This window comes from Dactylosporangium sucinum (assembly GCF_014647515.1).
In the GTDB taxonomy this organism is placed as follows: Bacteria; Actinomycetota; Actinomycetes; order Mycobacteriales; family Micromonosporaceae; genus Dactylosporangium; species Dactylosporangium sucinum.
The window spans coordinates 122,703-137,931 of sequence record NZ_BMPI01000003.1 but is presented as its reverse complement, the minus strand read 5'-3'; the positions used below and the strand labels follow the sequence as shown (position 1 = coordinate 137,931).

16 protein-coding genes are annotated in these 15,229 nt (G+C 74.3%); 8 read left to right on the top strand and 8 right to left on the bottom strand.

Going from position 1 to position 15,229, the window contains the following annotated elements:
- Positions 1-110: 110 nt before the first annotated feature.
- Entirely contained in the window at positions 111-1,355 is a 1,245-nt protein-coding gene (locus IEZ31_RS03325; RefSeq protein ID WP_190248201.1) for an SGNH/GDSL hydrolase family protein, read from the bottom strand.
- A 73-nt stretch (positions 1,356-1,428) separates the two neighbouring features.
- The gene (locus tag IEZ31_RS03320; RefSeq protein WP_190248200.1) at positions 1,429-2,862 is read right to left on the bottom strand and encodes an amidase; all 1,434 of its coding nucleotides are present in this window, start codon (positions 2,860-2,862) and stop codon (positions 1,429-1,431) included.
- An 83-nt stretch (positions 2,863-2,945) separates the two neighbouring features.
- On the opposite strand from IEZ31_RS03320, the gene IEZ31_RS03315 reads away from it, so the two are divergent.
- Positions 2,946-5,057 (top strand): LuxR C-terminal-related transcriptional regulator, encoded by a 2,112-nt coding sequence (locus IEZ31_RS03315; RefSeq protein WP_190248199.1) that lies wholly within the window; start codon positions 2,946-2,948, stop codon positions 5,055-5,057.
- Between the two features lie 67 nt (positions 5,058-5,124).
- Here IEZ31_RS03315 and IEZ31_RS03310 read toward each other — a convergent pair whose 3' ends face one another.
- The 5 genes from IEZ31_RS03310 to IEZ31_RS03290 form a co-directional block, all read right to left on the bottom strand.
- The gene (locus IEZ31_RS03310) at positions 5,125-6,063 is read right to left on the bottom strand and encodes a type IV toxin-antitoxin system AbiEi family antitoxin domain-containing protein (RefSeq protein ID WP_190248198.1); all 939 of its coding nucleotides are present in this window, start codon (positions 6,061-6,063) and stop codon (positions 5,125-5,127) included.
- Between the two features lie 114 nt (positions 6,064-6,177).
- Positions 6,178-6,690, bottom strand: coding sequence for an SRPBCC family protein (locus IEZ31_RS03305; RefSeq protein ID WP_190248197.1), 513 nt, complete (start codon positions 6,688-6,690; stop codon positions 6,178-6,180).
- A gap of 70 nt (positions 6,691-6,760) precedes the next feature.
- Entirely contained in the window at positions 6,761-6,937 is a 177-nt protein-coding gene (locus IEZ31_RS58120; RefSeq protein WP_268241643.1) for an SDR family NAD(P)-dependent oxidoreductase, read from the bottom strand.
- Positions 6,938-6,947: 10 nt separating this feature from the next.
- Positions 6,948-7,835, bottom strand: a complete 888-nt coding sequence (locus IEZ31_RS03295; protein WP_505661122.1) for a Sco1979 family transcriptional regulator — start codon at positions 7,833-7,835, stop codon at positions 6,948-6,950.
- 113 nt (positions 7,836-7,948) lie between these two features.
- Positions 7,949-8,191, bottom strand: coding sequence for a DUF397 domain-containing protein (locus IEZ31_RS03290; protein WP_190248195.1), 243 nt, complete (start codon positions 8,189-8,191; stop codon positions 7,949-7,951).
- Between the two features lie 205 nt (positions 8,192-8,396).
- Here IEZ31_RS03290 and IEZ31_RS03285 point away from each other — a divergent pair, with 205 nt between their 5' ends.
- Genes IEZ31_RS03285 through IEZ31_RS03275 form a run of 3 tightly spaced genes read left to right on the top strand, consistent with a single transcriptional unit; the run spans position 8,397 to position 9,682 of the window.
- Positions 8,397-9,086 (top strand): GGDEF domain-containing protein, encoded by a 690-nt coding sequence (locus IEZ31_RS03285; RefSeq protein ID WP_190248194.1) that lies wholly within the window; start codon positions 8,397-8,399, stop codon positions 9,084-9,086.
- Between the two features lie 12 nt (positions 9,087-9,098).
- Positions 9,099-9,302, top strand: a complete 204-nt coding sequence (locus tag IEZ31_RS03280) for a hypothetical protein (RefSeq protein ID WP_190248193.1) — start codon at positions 9,099-9,101, stop codon at positions 9,300-9,302.
- On the top strand, positions 9,299-9,682 hold the full coding sequence (locus IEZ31_RS03275; RefSeq protein ID WP_190248192.1) for a hypothetical protein: 384 nt from the start codon (positions 9,299-9,301) through the stop codon (positions 9,680-9,682). Before IEZ31_RS03280 ends, IEZ31_RS03275 begins: the two co-directional genes overlap by 4 nt.
- Here the strand turns inward: IEZ31_RS03275 and IEZ31_RS03270 are convergent.
- The gene (locus IEZ31_RS03270) at positions 9,600-10,340 is read right to left on the bottom strand and encodes an endonuclease/exonuclease/phosphatase family protein (RefSeq protein WP_229834165.1); all 741 of its coding nucleotides are present in this window, start codon (positions 10,338-10,340) and stop codon (positions 9,600-9,602) included. The genes IEZ31_RS03275 and IEZ31_RS03270 overlap by 83 nt on opposite strands.
- Positions 10,341-10,366: 26 nt before the next feature.
- On the opposite strand from IEZ31_RS03270, the gene IEZ31_RS03265 reads away from it, so the two are divergent.
- The 4 genes from IEZ31_RS03265 to IEZ31_RS03250 all read left to right on the top strand — a co-directional run bounded on the left by IEZ31_RS03265 (position 10,367) and on the right by IEZ31_RS03250 (position 15,189).
- Complete coding sequence (locus IEZ31_RS03265; protein ID WP_190248190.1) at positions 10,367-11,602, top strand: ArgE/DapE family deacylase; 1,236 nt, start codon at positions 10,367-10,369, stop codon at positions 11,600-11,602.
- Positions 11,603-11,672: 70 nt separating this feature from the next.
- A complete protein-coding gene (locus IEZ31_RS03260; RefSeq protein WP_190248189.1) occupies positions 11,673-13,112 on the top strand; it encodes a cellulose binding domain-containing protein in 1,440 nt (479 codons plus the stop codon).
- A 55-nt stretch (positions 13,113-13,167) separates the two neighbouring features.
- Positions 13,168-13,497, top strand: coding sequence for a PadR family transcriptional regulator (locus IEZ31_RS03255; protein WP_190248188.1), 330 nt, complete (start codon positions 13,168-13,170; stop codon positions 13,495-13,497).
- A 240-nt stretch (positions 13,498-13,737) separates the two neighbouring features.
- On the top strand, positions 13,738-15,189 hold the full coding sequence (locus IEZ31_RS03250; RefSeq protein WP_229834074.1) for an MFS transporter: 1,452 nt from the start codon (positions 13,738-13,740) through the stop codon (positions 15,187-15,189).
- Positions 15,190-15,229 lie beyond the last annotated feature (40 nt).

The window sequence follows — 15,229 nt, the reverse complement described above, 5'->3', positions numbered from 1 at the left end:
CAAGCGCTTCGACACCGCTCGACGCCGCTACCACGGGCGGCCTGCGAAAGTTCCACCTGGACCTCCCCTCGGGCCCGGCAGAGCCCGAAGGGAGGCGATCGGTCGGACGTTCAGGACGTGACGATGGTTCCGTCGGGCTGGCGGGTGCAGGTGACGGCCCGCGCCGCGGTGGTGGCGGCGCCGGTCAGGCACTTGCCGAGCACGGTGTGGCCGGCCGCGGTCGGGTGCCAGGACTCCTGGCAGGTCTGGAAGTACGTGACGCAGGTGTTCGCGATCCGCTGGATGGCGATCTTGTCCTTGCCGTCCAGGCTGGTCACGAAGACCCCGCTCGCCCCGTCCTGCAGGCGGATCGGCGTGGCCAGGGCGTTCGCCGGGCTGCCGGCCTTCTCGCAGAGGCGGGCGCCGTCGAAGGCGTGCTGCACGTCGAGGAAGACGAGGTCGTCGTTCGGGAACTCGGCGGCGAGGGTGTTGCGGGTGGTCTGCACGAGGGTGCCGAGACCCTGCGAGAACAGGTGACCGGCGGAGAGGCTGGCCCGGTGGATCGGGCAGCCGGCCGCGTACCGCTCGGCGCCCAGGGCACGGAACTTGTCCCGGTCGTCGGCGCGGCCGTCCTCCTCCCAGTAGGTCTGGTCGAGGTCGAAGGGCAGCGGGTTGGTGTAGTCCTGGAAGACGACCCGGTGCTGGCCGTCGGCGTCGATCTGGTCGAGCGTGGTGAGCAGCTGCCGGACGGCGGCGATCGTCTCGTTGGTCGCGGCCGTCAGCTGCGCGGCGGTGGCGAGGTCGCTGGCCGTGCACGGGGACTGCTCGACCGGGCCGTTGAGGTACGCCCAGAATTCCCACCAGCCGGTCCACGCGTCGGCGATGAAGCGGTTCGCGCACTTCTCCGCCACGTCGCCGAACGTGAACGAGCTGTTGTTGGAGCCCAGCCCCACCAGTACCAGATCGATGTCGTGCGTCTGGGCGACGGCCCGCAGCTGGTCGAGCTGCGCCTTGACCTGGCGGCCCTTCTCGCGGCCCGACGAGGCGTTGGCGATGTCGAACGGCCGGCCGCCCGAGCAGGCGAGGTTGAACCGGGCCTGGATGCCGGGCAGCGTGGCCTGGTTGATCGAGGCGTTGGCGGAGCGGTGGCAGAAGAACGCGTTGTTGTTCGGCGCCGACCAGCCCGGGAAGCCCTGGGCGACGCCGCCCGAGTCGGTCACCGGCTGGTAGCTGCCGGCCCCCTCACCACTGATGAAGCTGTCGCCGAGGGCGACGGCGGCGGTCGGCAGCGCGGCGCTGGCGGGCAACGGCGGTGCGACCACTGCGCTCGCGGCGACCAGGGTCACCACGAGCGCGGCACGACGGAACACGGACACGGCGGTCTCCTCGATCCCATCGAATGTGAAAATTCTTCCGAGACGGGATCAGATCATGCTTCTAGCATGGTCGTCAATGCAGTTCTCTACTAATCAGGTCGGCGAAGTCGTCTTCCAGCGCGGCCGCGAGCGCGAGCAGCCGGTCCTCGCGGCCGTGCGGCGCCACGAGCTGCACCCCGATCGGCAGCCCGGAGGTGCTCCGCCCGAGCGGCAGGCTGACCGCGGGCAGGCCGGCGAGGTTGAACAGCGTGGTGAACGGGCCGAAGGCGAGCATCGCGTCGAGCCAGCCCGCCACGGTGTACCGCGGGTCGTCGTAGTCCAGCGTTCCGTGCGGCGCGGGCAGCCGCGCGAGCGTCGGGGTGACGAGCAGGTCGTACCCGGCGAAGAACGCCCACACGCCCCGCGCCGCCCGCTCCCCCGCCGCGGTGGCGCCGGCGAGGTCGAGCGCGGTCATGGCGCGGACCTCGGCGATCACCGCCCGGCTCACCGCCTCGAGCCGCCCCGGGTCGACCGGGCGCGGCGCGGCCAGCAGCGGGGCCACGTTCGCGACCAGCTCGCCGCGCAGCCCGGCGCGGACGTCGTCCCAGTCCAGCTCGGGCGCGGCCAGTTCGACGGCGTGGCCGAGCCGCTCCAGCAGGTGCCCGGCCCGCTCGGTGGCGGCGACGACCTCCGGCTCGACGGGCACACCCGACCAGGCGGCCGTGGTGATCCCGACGCGCAGGATTCGGTCGGTCGACCGACCGGCAAGGCCCGGGTCTCGGTCGGTCGACCGACCGGCAAGACCCGAAATTCGGTCGGTCGACCGACCGGCAAGACCCCAGTTTCGGTCGGTCGACCGACCGAGAGCGGGCAGTCCGAACACCGCCTCGAACAGTGCCGCCGTGTCGCGCACGCTTCGGGTGACGGCGAACTCCCCCAAAAACGGCGGCCCCGGTAGCCGGCCCGCGCTCGGCTTCAGCCCGACCAGCCCGCAGCACGAGGCCGGCACCCGGATCGACCCGGCGCCGTCGTTGGCGTGCGCGATCGGCACCGCCCCCGCCGCGACCAGCGCCGCCGCGCCGCCGCTGGAGCCGCCGGCCCCGCGCTCCCGGTCATACGGGTTGCGGGCCGGCCCGTGCCGCCGCGGCTCGGTCGCGAAGCTCAGCCCCAGCTCCGGCATCGTCGTCCGGCCGAGCGTCGCCAGCCCGGCCCGGCGGAACCGCTCCATGATCGGCGCGTCCCGCTCGGCCACCACGAAGTCTGGCACCGCCCGGCTCCCGACGCCGAACGGCACGCCCGCGGCCATCGGCACGTCCTTGACCAGGAACGGCACCCCGCCGAAAATCCCGCCCGGTTCGTACCGCAGCGCCGCCTCGAACAGCGGCCCGGCCAGACCGTTCACCCGCCGGTGCGCGGCCTCGACGGCGACGCGCGCGACCCGCTCGACCTCGGCCGCCGACACCTCCCCCGCCCGGATCAGCCCGGCGATCGCGACCCCGTCCAGCCGCGTGTACTCGTGGAGTTCCATGCCGTCGAGCCTCGGTGATCCCAGGGTGTACCGCATGAGCGCCAGCACTGACCCGCACCACTGATTTTGGCAGGATGGGCGCCATGCCCTCCGAGTTTGCCGGCCGATCCGCCGAGCTCGCGCGGCTCAGGGAGCTGACCTCCGGCCTGGTCGTGGTCTCCGGGCCGGCCGGCGTCGGCAAGACGCGCCTGCTGCGGGAGGCGTGCCCGGACGCGCTGTGGGTGCGGTGCCCGCCGGACGACGACGCCCCGCCGATGTGGCCGTGGCTGCGGGTGCTGTCCGCGCTCGGCGTCACCGCGCCGGCGGGGTCCGGCTTCACGGCGGCCGTCGCCGTCGCCGATCTCGTCGCCGGGTGCGCCGGCCGGGTCGTGGTGGTCGAGGATCTGCAGGACGCGGACGAGGGCTCGCTGGCCGTGGTCCGGCACCTGGCCCTGGCGGTCCGGGCCGAGGGCGGGCCGCTCGTGGTCGTCACCGTCCGCAGCGGCGCGCCCGCGCGGCGCCCCGAGGCGTTCGCGCGCGCCGAGGAGGAACTCGGCCGCGCGCTCGGCGTGCGGCGGCTGGTGCTCGGGCCGCTCACCGCCGCCGAGGCGGCCGGCCTCGACAGCGCCCCGCTGCTGCTCGGCGCGGCCCGGCAGGCGCTGCGCGACGGGGCCGCCGACGACGCGGCCCGGCTCTACGAGCGGTGCCTCGGCGCGCTCGACCACGCCGGGGACGCCGAGCGGGCCGCGCTGGTGGTCGAGCTGGCCCGGGCCGAGTACCGCGCCGGGCGGCCCCGGCGGGCCTCCGAGCACTGTCTGGTCGCCGCCGAGCTGGCGACCGCCGCCGGGCGGCCCGACCTGCTGGCCGCCGCGGCCCTCGTCATCCACGGCGCCGGGGACGCCGACGTCGCCGTGCGGGCGGCGCTGCTGTGCGAGCGCGCGCTGGCCGGCGCCGGGCCGGGCGACCGGGTGCGGCTGCTCGCCCGGCGGGCGGCGCTGCACGCCGACGCCGACCGGGTCACCGAGGCCGAGAGCGCGGAGGCGCTGCGGGCCGCCGAGGACGGTGGCGACGACGAGGCGCTCGCCGACGCGGTTCGGGCGCGGATGTGGCTCCTCGACGATCCCGCCGAGCGGCTGCGGCTCGCCGGGGTCACGGCCGACGGCGGGCTGCGCACCGGGCGGCTCCTGGTCGCGGTGCGCGGGGAGCTGTGGCGCGTCGACTCGCAGTACCACATGGGAAATCTCCGCGGCGTGGACGACGGGCTCGCTCGTCTGCGGGACCTGGCCGCCGCGGCCCGGCTGCCGGTCGCCGAGTGGCACGCGCTGCGGGCCGATGCGGCGCGGGAGGCGCTCGCCGGCCGGTGGGGCGCGGCGCGGACGCTGAACGAGCGGGCGCACGCGGCGGCGCTGCGGACCGGCGACCGGCTGGCCGCCGCCGTCACCGACCTCTTCGCCGTCCTGCTGGGGCTGGTCCGCGGCGACCGCGGCGAGCTGCGCGCCGGCTGGGCCGAGCGGCGCGACGACGACCCGCGGCTGCCGCTCGGCGACGCCGTCACGGCGCTGCACCACCTCGTCGACGGGGAGGCGGCCGAGGCGCGGGCCCGGTACGAGCGGCTGCGGCACCTGCTGCGCGACCCGCCGCCGGGCCTGCGGCGGCTGGGGATGCTGCAGTTCCTCACCGAGCTGGCGCTGGCGTTCGGCGACGCCGAGGCGGCGGCGTGGGCCTACCCGCAGTGGCTGCCGTGGACGGCCGCGGGCGGGCTGCCGGGCGGCGCCGACACGTTCCCGGGCGGCGCCGCGGCCCGGCCGGCCGGGCGGCTCGCGGCGCTGCTCGGGCGCACGGACGAGGCCGTCGACCTGCTGCGCACGGCCGTCGCGGTGAACACCCGGCTGGACGCCGGGCCGTGGCTGGTCCACACGCGGCTCGACCTGGCCGCGCTGACCGGCGACGCGGCGCTCGCGGCCCGCGCCGCCGCCGACGCCCGCCGGCTCGACCTGCCCGGCCCGGCCGCGCGGGCGTCCACTGTGGACCCGCTCACCGAACGGGAGCGGGAGGTGGCCGCGCTCGTCGCCGAGGCGCTGAGCAATCGGGAGATCGCGGCGCGGCTGGTGCTCAGCGAGCGGACGGTGGAGAGCCACGTGCGGCACATCCTGGCCAAGCTCGGGCTCGCGAACCGCACCGAGCTGACCGCGCGCCTGCTACGCCCTCACCACTGAAAACGCCGTCGCGGTTGGGCTGAGTTCGTTACGTGGTAGCGAAACTGGGCCTATAGCACCAGTTTCGCTACCACGTGATGCGGCAGTCGTCGCCGCAGCGGGCCGGGGTGCCGCGCCAGCCGCCCACCCGCAGCGCCGCCGCGACGGTCCCGGCCGTCGCGCACGGGCGCTCGGCGACGTCGGCCCAGCCGAAGCGCAGCGTCCCCCAGCCGCGCGTCGCCGAGCGGTTGTCCCGCCGCCGGTCGTGGAGGCGCTGCTCGTCGTCGTGGGCGGCTCGGCCGTCGAGCTCGACGACGAGGCCGAACGCGGTGTACTCCACGTCGCGGTAGGCGATCGTCCCGGCCGCCCGGCGGGCCCGCTGCCGCTGCCCGCCGGGCAGGCCGTGGCCGCGCTCGACGTCGCGCAGGTAGCGGAGCTCGAGCACCGACTGCGCGCCCGCGCCGACGTCGGCGACCGCCGCGAGCAGCGGGGCGCGCCGGCGGACCCGGGACCGCGAACGGATCGTGGCCGCGAGCCGGTCGGTGGTGGTGAGCCGCCGGCCGCACGCGCGGGCGATCCACCCCACGGCCTGGTCGAGCGAGTCCGCGACCTGCGTCAGGTCGACCACGGTGTCCTCGACCCGGGTGCGGGCCGGCAACCGCAGCGGCACGGCGGCCGGCACCGGGGTGCGGTAGTGGAAGCGCACCCCGTCGATGCGGTCCGGTCGCCGCCGGCCGGGCAGGCTGACGTGGATCGTGGCGGCGGGCTCGTCGGTCAGGCCGAGCAGCTCGGCGGCGGTGTGGTGGCTGAGCACGGCGCCCGGGCCGGCCGCCGCGAGCACGGCCGACAGCACGGCGAGCCGGGAGGGCTCGCCCGTGAATGTGTAGTAGACGCCGCGGTAGGGCCGGCGCCAGCGGCCGGAGTGCAGGCGGCTGCGGATCATGTCCTCGGTCAGGCCGCAGGCGCGGGCCTGCTGCCGCGTGATGACTCCCGCCTGCGCGGCGGACAGGTCGTCGAGCTCGGCCATGCTCCGAGCATCACGGGCGGCGGGACGCGGCCGCCAGGGGATTGTCGCGGCTGTGGACAGACGGCGGCGCCGCCGGCCCGCGAGGGGTCGGCGGCGCCGCGGTGTCGAACAGGGTCACCTGCCGGGGCGCGGGACGTCGCCACGCCTGGCGCCCGGCGTGCCGGGCTCACCGGGGCGCGGGATGTCGCCGCGCCAGGCGCCGGTCTCCGCGCCGTGCTCCTCGACGTACTCCTTGAAGCGCTTCGCGTCGGCCTTCACCTGCATGGTGTCCAAGCCCACCGCGCTGCCGGCCTTCTCGACGAGGCCCTCCGGCTGCCAGTCCAGCTGGACCGTCACGCGGGTGTCCTGATCGCTCAGGCGGTGGAAGGTCACGACGCCGGCGTGCTTGGTGTCGCCGCCGGTACTCCTCCACGCGATCCGCTCGTCCGGGTGCTGCTCGGTGATCTCGGCGTCGAACTCGCGGCGCACGCCGCCGATCTTCGTGACCCAGTGCGTGTGCCGGTCATCGAGCTGCCGGATCGACTCGACGCCGCTCATGAACTGCGGGAACGACTCGAACTGGGTCCACTGGTTGTACGCGGTGCGTACCGGCACATGGACATCGATGGTCTCGGTCACGCCACTCATTCGTCCTCCTTGGCACTGGACTCCTGTGTTCCCTGTAGGCATGCCCGGCGGCGGGCGGACCAAACGGGAATCAGGCGACCTGCTCCGTGGGGCGCAGCTCGTTGATCGCGACGTGCCGCGGACGCGTGACGATGTATGCGAGCGCCACCGCGGCGCCCTGCGCGGCCAGCGCGAGCGCCGCCGCCGAACCGATGCCACTGGATGCGCCCGTGACGAGCGCGACGGTGCCGTCCAAACGATCTGCCATACGGCACAACCTACGCGTCGAGGTCCTTGCGGATCTCCTCCAGCACGCGGGAGGTGTCCGTCGGCGGGCGGGCCTCGACGCAGAGCCGCTCCATGGCTTCGGCGTAGAGGTCGACGTCGTCGCGCTTGTCGAGGTACAGCGCGCTCGTGAGCTGCTCGATGTAGACGACGTCGGGCAGGTCCTCGTCGGGGAACCGCAGGATCGTGAACGCGCCGCCGGCCGCGGCGTGGCCGCCGGCCTGGAACGGGATGACCTGGAGCCGAACGTTGGGCAGGGTGTTGGCCTCCAGCAGGGCCTCGACCTGAGCGCGCATCACGCCGATGCCGCCGATCGGCCGGCGCAGCGCCGCCTCGTCGACGACGACCCAGAGCCGGGCCGGCTGCGTCTCGCGCGTGAGGATCTGCTGGCGCTGCATGCGCAGCTCGACGCGGCGCTCGATCTCGTCCGGCTTGGCCCGGCCGTGGCCGAGCAGCACGACGGAGCGGGCGTAGTCGCGCGTCTGCAGCAGGCCCGGCACGAACTGGACCTCGTAGGTGCGGATGAGCGCGGCGGCGGCCTCCAGCCCGAGGTACGACTGGAACCAGTTGGGCAGGACGTCGCCGAAGCGGTGCCACCAGCCGGGGTTGTTGGCGTCGCGGGCCAGCGCGAGGAGGCGTTCACGTTCGACCGGGTCGTCCATGCCGTACAGCGTGAGCAGGTCGGCGACGTCGCGCTCCTTGAAGCCGACGCGCCCCAGCTCCATCCGGCTGATCTTGGACTCGGAGGACCGGATCTCCCAACCGGCGTCCTCCCGGCTCACCCCCTGCGCCTCGCGCAGCCGGCGCAGGTGCGCGCCCAGCAACATCCGGAGGACCGTTGGGCCTCCGGACGCGCCTCCTTCAGGTATACCGGTCGTCACCTACCGCCTCCGGAAAGTCAACAGCCGCGGACGGCCGGAGTAAGCATGCCATGACCGGACAGTAAGCGGGAGTGGGCCTACCTTCCCGCCTTACTGATCCCTCCGCGTGTTCCTTACTCAGCTAACAGATTGTCGAAGTCGCCGTCACGGGCGCCGCCGACGAAGGCCGCGATCTCGTCAAATGTGTAGATCAGGGCCGGTCCGAGGGGGTCACGGGAGTTGCGGACGGCGAACCCGGAGCCGTCAGGCAGGCGAGCGAGCTCGACACAGTTGCCACTGGGGTTGCTGCGACGGCTCTTCTGCCAGGTCACGCCGGTCAGGGCGGTGGCCGGCATGCCGTTGTACGTCTGTTCCATGGACATCTCTCTGATGCATTGGTTGAAAGTTCACCGACGAATCGGCGTCTGCACGTGCATCGGCTCTTGCGTCTGCAGCCGATAACGCGCATGCTAGCGCATGTGCGGATGTCAGGAGACGCTCACAATTCGTGATCAAAACCGGACATCTGCTCCCAGATGATCGAGGCTCTTCCCCACCTGCGATCGAAGAAGGGACGCGCGCATGGATCCCCTCGCCTTCCTGGCCGGCGCGGCCGCGGCGGCAGGGGCGTGCGCGAGTCTCTGTATGTATCTGCGTGCGCGCGGCGCCGAGCGGGAGGCCGCCCGCCTCCGCGCCGAGCTCGACGTGCAGCGGCACGCCGCCGACCACGACGCGCTGACCGGCCTGCCGAACCGGCGGGCCTTCTATCAGCGCGGCGCCGTCCTCGTCGCCGACCCGAGCCGGCACCCGCTGGTCGCCGTGGTCCTCGACGTCGACGGGTTCAAGGAGATCAACGACGTCTACGGGCACTCCGCCGGCGACGAGGTGCTCGTCACCATCGCCCGGCGGCTGTCCGCCTGCGCCGGCACCGGCCTGGTCGCGCGGCTGGGCGGCGACGAGTTCGCCGGCCTGATCGCCAGCCACGGCACGCCCGACGAGCAGGCCGCCCGGCTCAGCGAGGCGCTCGCCGCGCCGCTGCGGCTGGCCGGTCAGATCGTCACCGTCAGCTCGTCGGTCGGGCTCGTCCCGGTCGAGCCCTTCGCCCACCTGGCCGACGCAGTGCACCGGGCCGACGCGGCGATGTACCGGGCCAAGAGCGCGCGGCGCCGCCCGCTCCTGTCCCACCAGCACCTCGTCCACACGACCATCCGCCTCGGCCGGCCCCGGCACTCGGTCGAGAAGGACAACACCCGCCCGACCCCGGCGTCCTAAAGGGAACGCGACATGGACCTCAAAGAGCTCGTTCGACAGCGCCGCCGCCACCAGCCCCGCCCGCGATCCTGGCTGGCCAACAAGCTCAAGCGCGGCGAGCAGTGCCGCGACTGCCACCGGCCGTGGCCGTGCGACCAGTACGTGAGCGCACGCAACTCGGTGCTCGTGTACGCCCTGCGCCGCCTGGAGCTCGCACGGCCGGGGAGCCTGGGGTGAATGTCGCGCACATCCCGGGCCGGCCGACCTGGCTGTGCACGGGATGTGGTGACCTGTGGCCGTGTGCGGCGAAGCGCGACCAGCTGCTGCTCGAGTACGCGGACAGCCACGCCGAGCTGCGCACCATGATGGCGCTGCGGGTGGCCGACGCCGCGGAGGACCTCCGCCAGCTCGGGGCCGAGCAGCTGTGGGCGCGGTTCCTCGGCTGGCTGCCGGCGCCCGGTCAGGGGCCGGTGATCCGCTGGGTCGCCAACCCGCCGCTGGGCGGGAACCGCCGGCCGGCCAACGAGGCCGCCGTCACCACGCTGCCCGCGCCACCAGCGGGTAGTGGTCCGACGCGGACTCCGCCTCCCCGCCGGTCACGACGCGGCATTCGGTGAACCGGGCGGCCGCCGCCGGGGTGGCCATGATGTAGTCGAGGCGCAGCTCGGTGAACTCGGCGCCGCCGCCCCTCGTCGTCGGGACGGTCCACGGCTGGCCGGTGCCGCACCGGCGGTACACGTCGACGAACCCCCGTCGCGCCAGGAACGCCATCGCCCGCGTGTCGACCCCGCGGCCGATCCGGCGCAGATGTCTGCTCCGGTACTGCGGGGCGAGCGTCGCCAGCTGCACGCCGTGGTCGGTCCACGGGTCCAGCGAGTTGAGGTCACCCATGATCACCGCCTCCGGCCGGCCGCGCACGAACCCGGCCAGCCAGCGCGCCTCCCGCAGCCGCACCCGGCCCCACAGCGGGAACAGGTGGGCGCCGACCACGGTCAGCGGCCCGCTCGGGGTCGCCAGCCGCGCCCACGCCGCGGCGTGGAAGAACGGCCGGGGCACCGAGCCGGCCGCCAGCACGCGCAGGTGCCGCGCGACGAGCAGCCCGACGGGCTGGCCGCCGGTCGGCCGCGCCACGTGCCACCGCATGCCGGTCGCGGCGCCCAGGTCGGGGCCGCCGCGCAGCTCCTGCACCGCCACGACGTCGGGCGCCTGCTCGGCGATCACCCGCACGACCGCGTCGAGGCGGCCCTTCGCGCCGTTGCGGATGTTGTACGTCATGAACGTCAACGACATACGCTGCCCTCGTGAACCACGCCCTCACCGTCCTGCACGACGCCCGCGACGAGGCGGTCGCCACGCTCGTCGACCTGATCCGGATACCCAGCGTGGGGGGCACCCCCGCGGAAAGTGAGATCGTCCACCACGTGGCCCGGCTCCTGCAAGCCGAGGGCATCGAGGTGGACCTGTGGCCGATCCCGGTCGCCGAGCTGGCCGCCCGGCCGGACTTCCCCGGCATGGAGGTCGGCCGCGACGAGGCGTGGGGCCTGGTGGCGCGGCTGCCGGGCACGGACCCGGGCGCGCGGTCGCTCATGTTCAACGGGCATTTGGATGTGGTACCGCCGGGAGACCGCGGCACCTGGTCCGCCGACCCCTACTCCGGCGAGGTCCGCGACGGGCACGCCTACGGCCGCGGCGCGTGCGACATGAAGGGCGGGTTCGTCGCCGCCCTGTCGGCGCTGCTGGCCCTGCACCGCAGCGGCACCCGCCCGCGGGGCGACGTGCTGCTCGCGGCGGTGGTCGGCGAGGAGGACGGCGGGCTGGGCACGTACGCGACGCTGGCCCGCGGCTGGCGGGCCGACGCCTGCGTGATCACCGAGCCGACCGCCCTCGACGTGCTGGCCGCCAACGGCGGGGCGCTGACCTTCCGGCTGCGGGTGCCCGGCCTGGCCGCGCACGCCTGCGCCCGCACCAGCGGGGTGAGCGCGGTGGAGAAGTTCCAGCTGATCTTCCCGGTGCTGCGCGCGCTGGAGGCGGCCCGCAACCGCGAGGTCGACCCGATGATGCACCGCTGGGACGTGGCCTACCCGCTGGAGATCGGCACGGTCCGGGCCGGTGACTGGGCCTCGACGGTGCCCGACCTGCTGGTCGCCGAGGGGCGGTTCGGGGTCGCGCTCGACGAGCCGGTCGATGAGGCGCGGGCCGTGTTCGAGCGGACCGTCGCCGAGGCGTGCGCCGGGGACCCGTGGCTGAAGGAGCACCCCGTCACCGTCGAGTGGTGGGGCGGGCAGTTCGCCTCCGGCCGCTGCCCGTCGGGCACCGACCTCGTCCGCCGGGTGCAGGCGGCCCACGGGGATCCCTCGCCGGCCGTCGTCGGCGCGCCGTACGGGTCGGACCTGCGACTGCTCACCGCGGCCGGGATTCCCACGGTGCAGTACGGGCCGGGCGTCGGCTACGGGCACTGCCCGGACGAGAGGGTGTCGCTGTCGCAGGTGTTCGGGTGCGCGGAGACGCTGGTCCGGCTGGCGTCGGTCGATGCGTAGGGTTGACCCACTGCTGTAAAGACTGTTTACTAATCAGCCTACGGACGCTCACCGCGGAAGAGGCTGGTCGATGCGCATCCCTCGCTCGCTGCTGCTCACCGTCGTCGCCGGCGCCGCGATCGTGCTGGTCGCGCCGCTCGCCCGGGCCGCGTCAGCGGCGCTGACCGCAACCTTCACCCAGTCGTCGGTGTGGAGCAGCGGGTACGGGGGCGCGTTCACGATCGTCAATCGCGGGGACGCCACCGCGAACGGCTGGGTGGTCGAGTTCGACCTTCCGGCCGGGTCGGCGGTGAGCAGCTCGTGGGACTCGGTGCGGTCGGGCAGCGGGCAGCACTACCGGTTCGCGAACGCCTCCTGGAACGGCGCGGTCGCGGCGGGCGGGTCGGTGTCGTTCGGGTTCAACGTGGCCGGGCTCGGCACGCCGGCGAACTGCCTGCTCAACGGCGCTCCGTGCGCGGGCGGCCCGGCGCCGACGTCGTCGCCCGCGCCGTCGTCGCCCGGCACTCCCCCTCCGTCGACGCCCGCTCCCAGTACACCTCCCCCTTCCGGAACCGTCGTGGACGTCTCGACGGCCGCGCAGCTCTCCAGCGCGATGGCCGCCGCCCGCCCCGGGCAGACGATCCGGCTCGCGCCGGGCACCTACGACGGCTCCTTCATCGGCACGGCCGTAGCGACTGGGGCGGCGCCGATCACGGTCACCGGCCCGCGCACCGCCGTGATCACGAACCCGGCCCCGGCCGGCTCGGGACCGTCCTGCCCGGTGCCGACGCCCGGCTGGGACCCGGGGTACGGGATCTGGATCGCGAACGCCGCATACTGGCGGCTGACCGGGTTCACGGTCGCCAACGCCAAGAAGGGCGTGGTGGTCGACAACTCGCCGCACGTCACGATCGACGGCCTGCACGTGCACCACATCGGCGACGAGGGCGTCCACTTCAGACGGACCTCATCGGACGGTGTCATCCGGAACTCCATTGTGGAGTACACGGGGACCGCGCAGCCGGCGTACGGCGAGGGCGTGTACATCGGCTCGGCCAACTCCAACTGGGACTGCCACGGCAACGTGGGCGGCATGGACCGCTCCGACCGGGTGGAGGTGCTCGACAACCGGATCGGCCCGTACGTCTCCGCCGAGCACATCGACGTCAAGGAGGGCACGTCGAACGGCCTCATCCGGGGCAACACGTTCGACGGCACCGGCATCTCCGGACAGAACTCGGCCGACTCGTGGGTCGACGTCAAGGGCACCGGCTACCTGATCCAGGGCAACACGGGCAGCTTCGCCCCGCCCGGCACGTTCGCCAACGGCTACGAGACGCACAACCCGGTCGCCGGCTGGGGCTGCGGCAACGTATGGCGGGACAACGTATCCGACCTGGGCGGCGTCGGCCGGTACGCGATCAACGTGACGTCGACGTCCAAGTGCACCGGCAACCTGAACGTGGTGTACGCCTCCAACACCGTGTCCCACGCGACGACCGGCCTGACGAACATCGCGGTGACCCCGTGAGTCGCTGACCGATCGGTTGATTGCATATATCGATGGCCTTTATATAGTGATGGGTATGACTGGCTTACCGTTGCGCGAACCGACGTTCCTGGTCCTGACCGCGCTCGCCGCCCAGCCCCAACACGGGTACAGCGTCCTGGAGGACGTACGGCGAATCTCGGAGAACCGCGTGCGGTTGCAGGCCGGCACGCTCTACGGCATCCTCGACCGGCTGCGGGCGGACGGCCTGATCGAGGTGGACCGCGAGGAGGTCGTGGCGTCACGACTGCGGCGCTACTACCGGCTCACGACCCCGGGCCGCGACCTGCTGACGGCGGAGACCGACCGCCTGCACCGCAACGCGGCCGCCGCCGACCGCCGCCTGCGCCAGGTACCCGCCGCGTAGCGCAGCACGGCGGGCATCGGTCACCCGGCCGAGGGCAGCGCGGCGCTATCGCAGGCGGCGCAGCACGGCGGGCAGCGCGGCAACGCGGACGGGGGCAACGCGGCGCTGTCACAGGCGGCGCAGCACGGCGGACATTGCGGCAACGCGAGCGCAGGCAGCGCGGCGCTACCGCAGGCGGCGTAACACGGCGGGCATCGCGGCAACTCGGGCGCGGGCAACGCGGCGACGGTCGCGGGTGGCGTGGCTCGACGGCCGGGTGAGCCGCAGGGCGGCGGCTGCGACGGCATCGGGGTACGGTGCGGTGTGGCCGCCGATCTTCGCCGCGCACGGTTCGCGGGCAGCCTCCTCTTTCTCCTCTTCGGCATGGCGCTCGGCGTGTGGACGGCCCGGGTGCCGGCGGTCAAGGACGCGGCGTCCCTCACGGACGGCACCCTCAGCATCGCCCTCCTCGGCCTGGCCGCCGGCGCCATCACCGGCCAGCAGCTCGCGGGCCGCCTGGTCGACCGCTTCGGCCCGCTGCGCGTCGCCGCACCCACCGCGCTGGCCGAGGGGCTGCTGCTGCTCCCCACCGCGTACTCCCCCGCACTCCTCTCCCTCACCGCCGCCCTCTTCGTCTTCGGCGTCAACCACGGCGTGCTGAACATCGCCATGAACGCCAATGCCCTGCGGACTCAACAGGCCTACGGCCGGCCGATCATCTCCTCGTACCACGCGGTCTACAGCATCGGCGGCTTCGCCGGCGCTGCCCTCGGCGGCCTGTGCGCCCACCTCACCTGGTCCGCCCGGGCAACCTTCCTCGTCACCGCGGCCCTGACGCTGGCCCTGGCGTCCTGGTCGCTGACCTGGCTGCGCCGCAACCCGCTCCGCACGACGCCGGCACCCGCAGCCACCGAGCACCCCGCCCTCCCCGACCAGCCCGCCCTCGTCAACCAGCCCACGCCGACCACCCAATCCGCACCGGCCACCCAGCCCACGCCGACCGCCCAGCCCACGCCGACCGCCCAGCCCGCACCGAGCGACGGACCCGCAACCGCCGAGCGGTCCGGCGGAGCCTTGGCCAAGACCTCGCCCGCCGCGGCTTCCTCGGCCGCGGCTTCCTCGGCCGCGGTGCTGCCCGACGGCCGCCTGCAGGGGGTCTGGCTGCTCGGCGTGCTCGCCTTCTGCGCGCTGGTGGGCGAGGGCGCGGCGGCCGACTGGAGCGCCGTCTACCTGCGGGACACCCTGGGCGGCACGGCCGGGTTCGCGGCCGCCGGCTACGCGGCCTTCGCCGTCGCGATGACCGGCGCCCGCCTCGTCGGCGACCGCCTGACCGCGCTGCTGGGGCCGGTGCTTCTGGTGCGCGCCAGCGCGCTGGTCGCCGCGGCCGGACTCGGCGTGGCCCTGCTGCTGCGGCACCCGGTCGCGGGCGTGGCCGGCTTCGCCTGCCTCGGCGCCGGTCTCGCGTGCATCGCGCCGCAGGTCTTCTCGACCGCGAGCGCCCGCAACCCGGCCAACCCCGGCAAGGCCCTGGCCCGCGTCGTGAGCATGGGCTACGCCGGTTTCCTCGCCGGACCCGTGCTGATCGGCGCCGCCACCGCCGCCGTCCCGCTGTCGGTGGCGCTCGCCGTCCCCGTGCTCCTCACGCTCTTCGTCGCCCTCAGCGCCGGCGCCCTCCGCCCACCGAGGACCGCCGAGCCGGCCCCGGCCGCCTGACCAGCGCGACGGACCCGCCCCGACAACAGCGCCGGTCGCC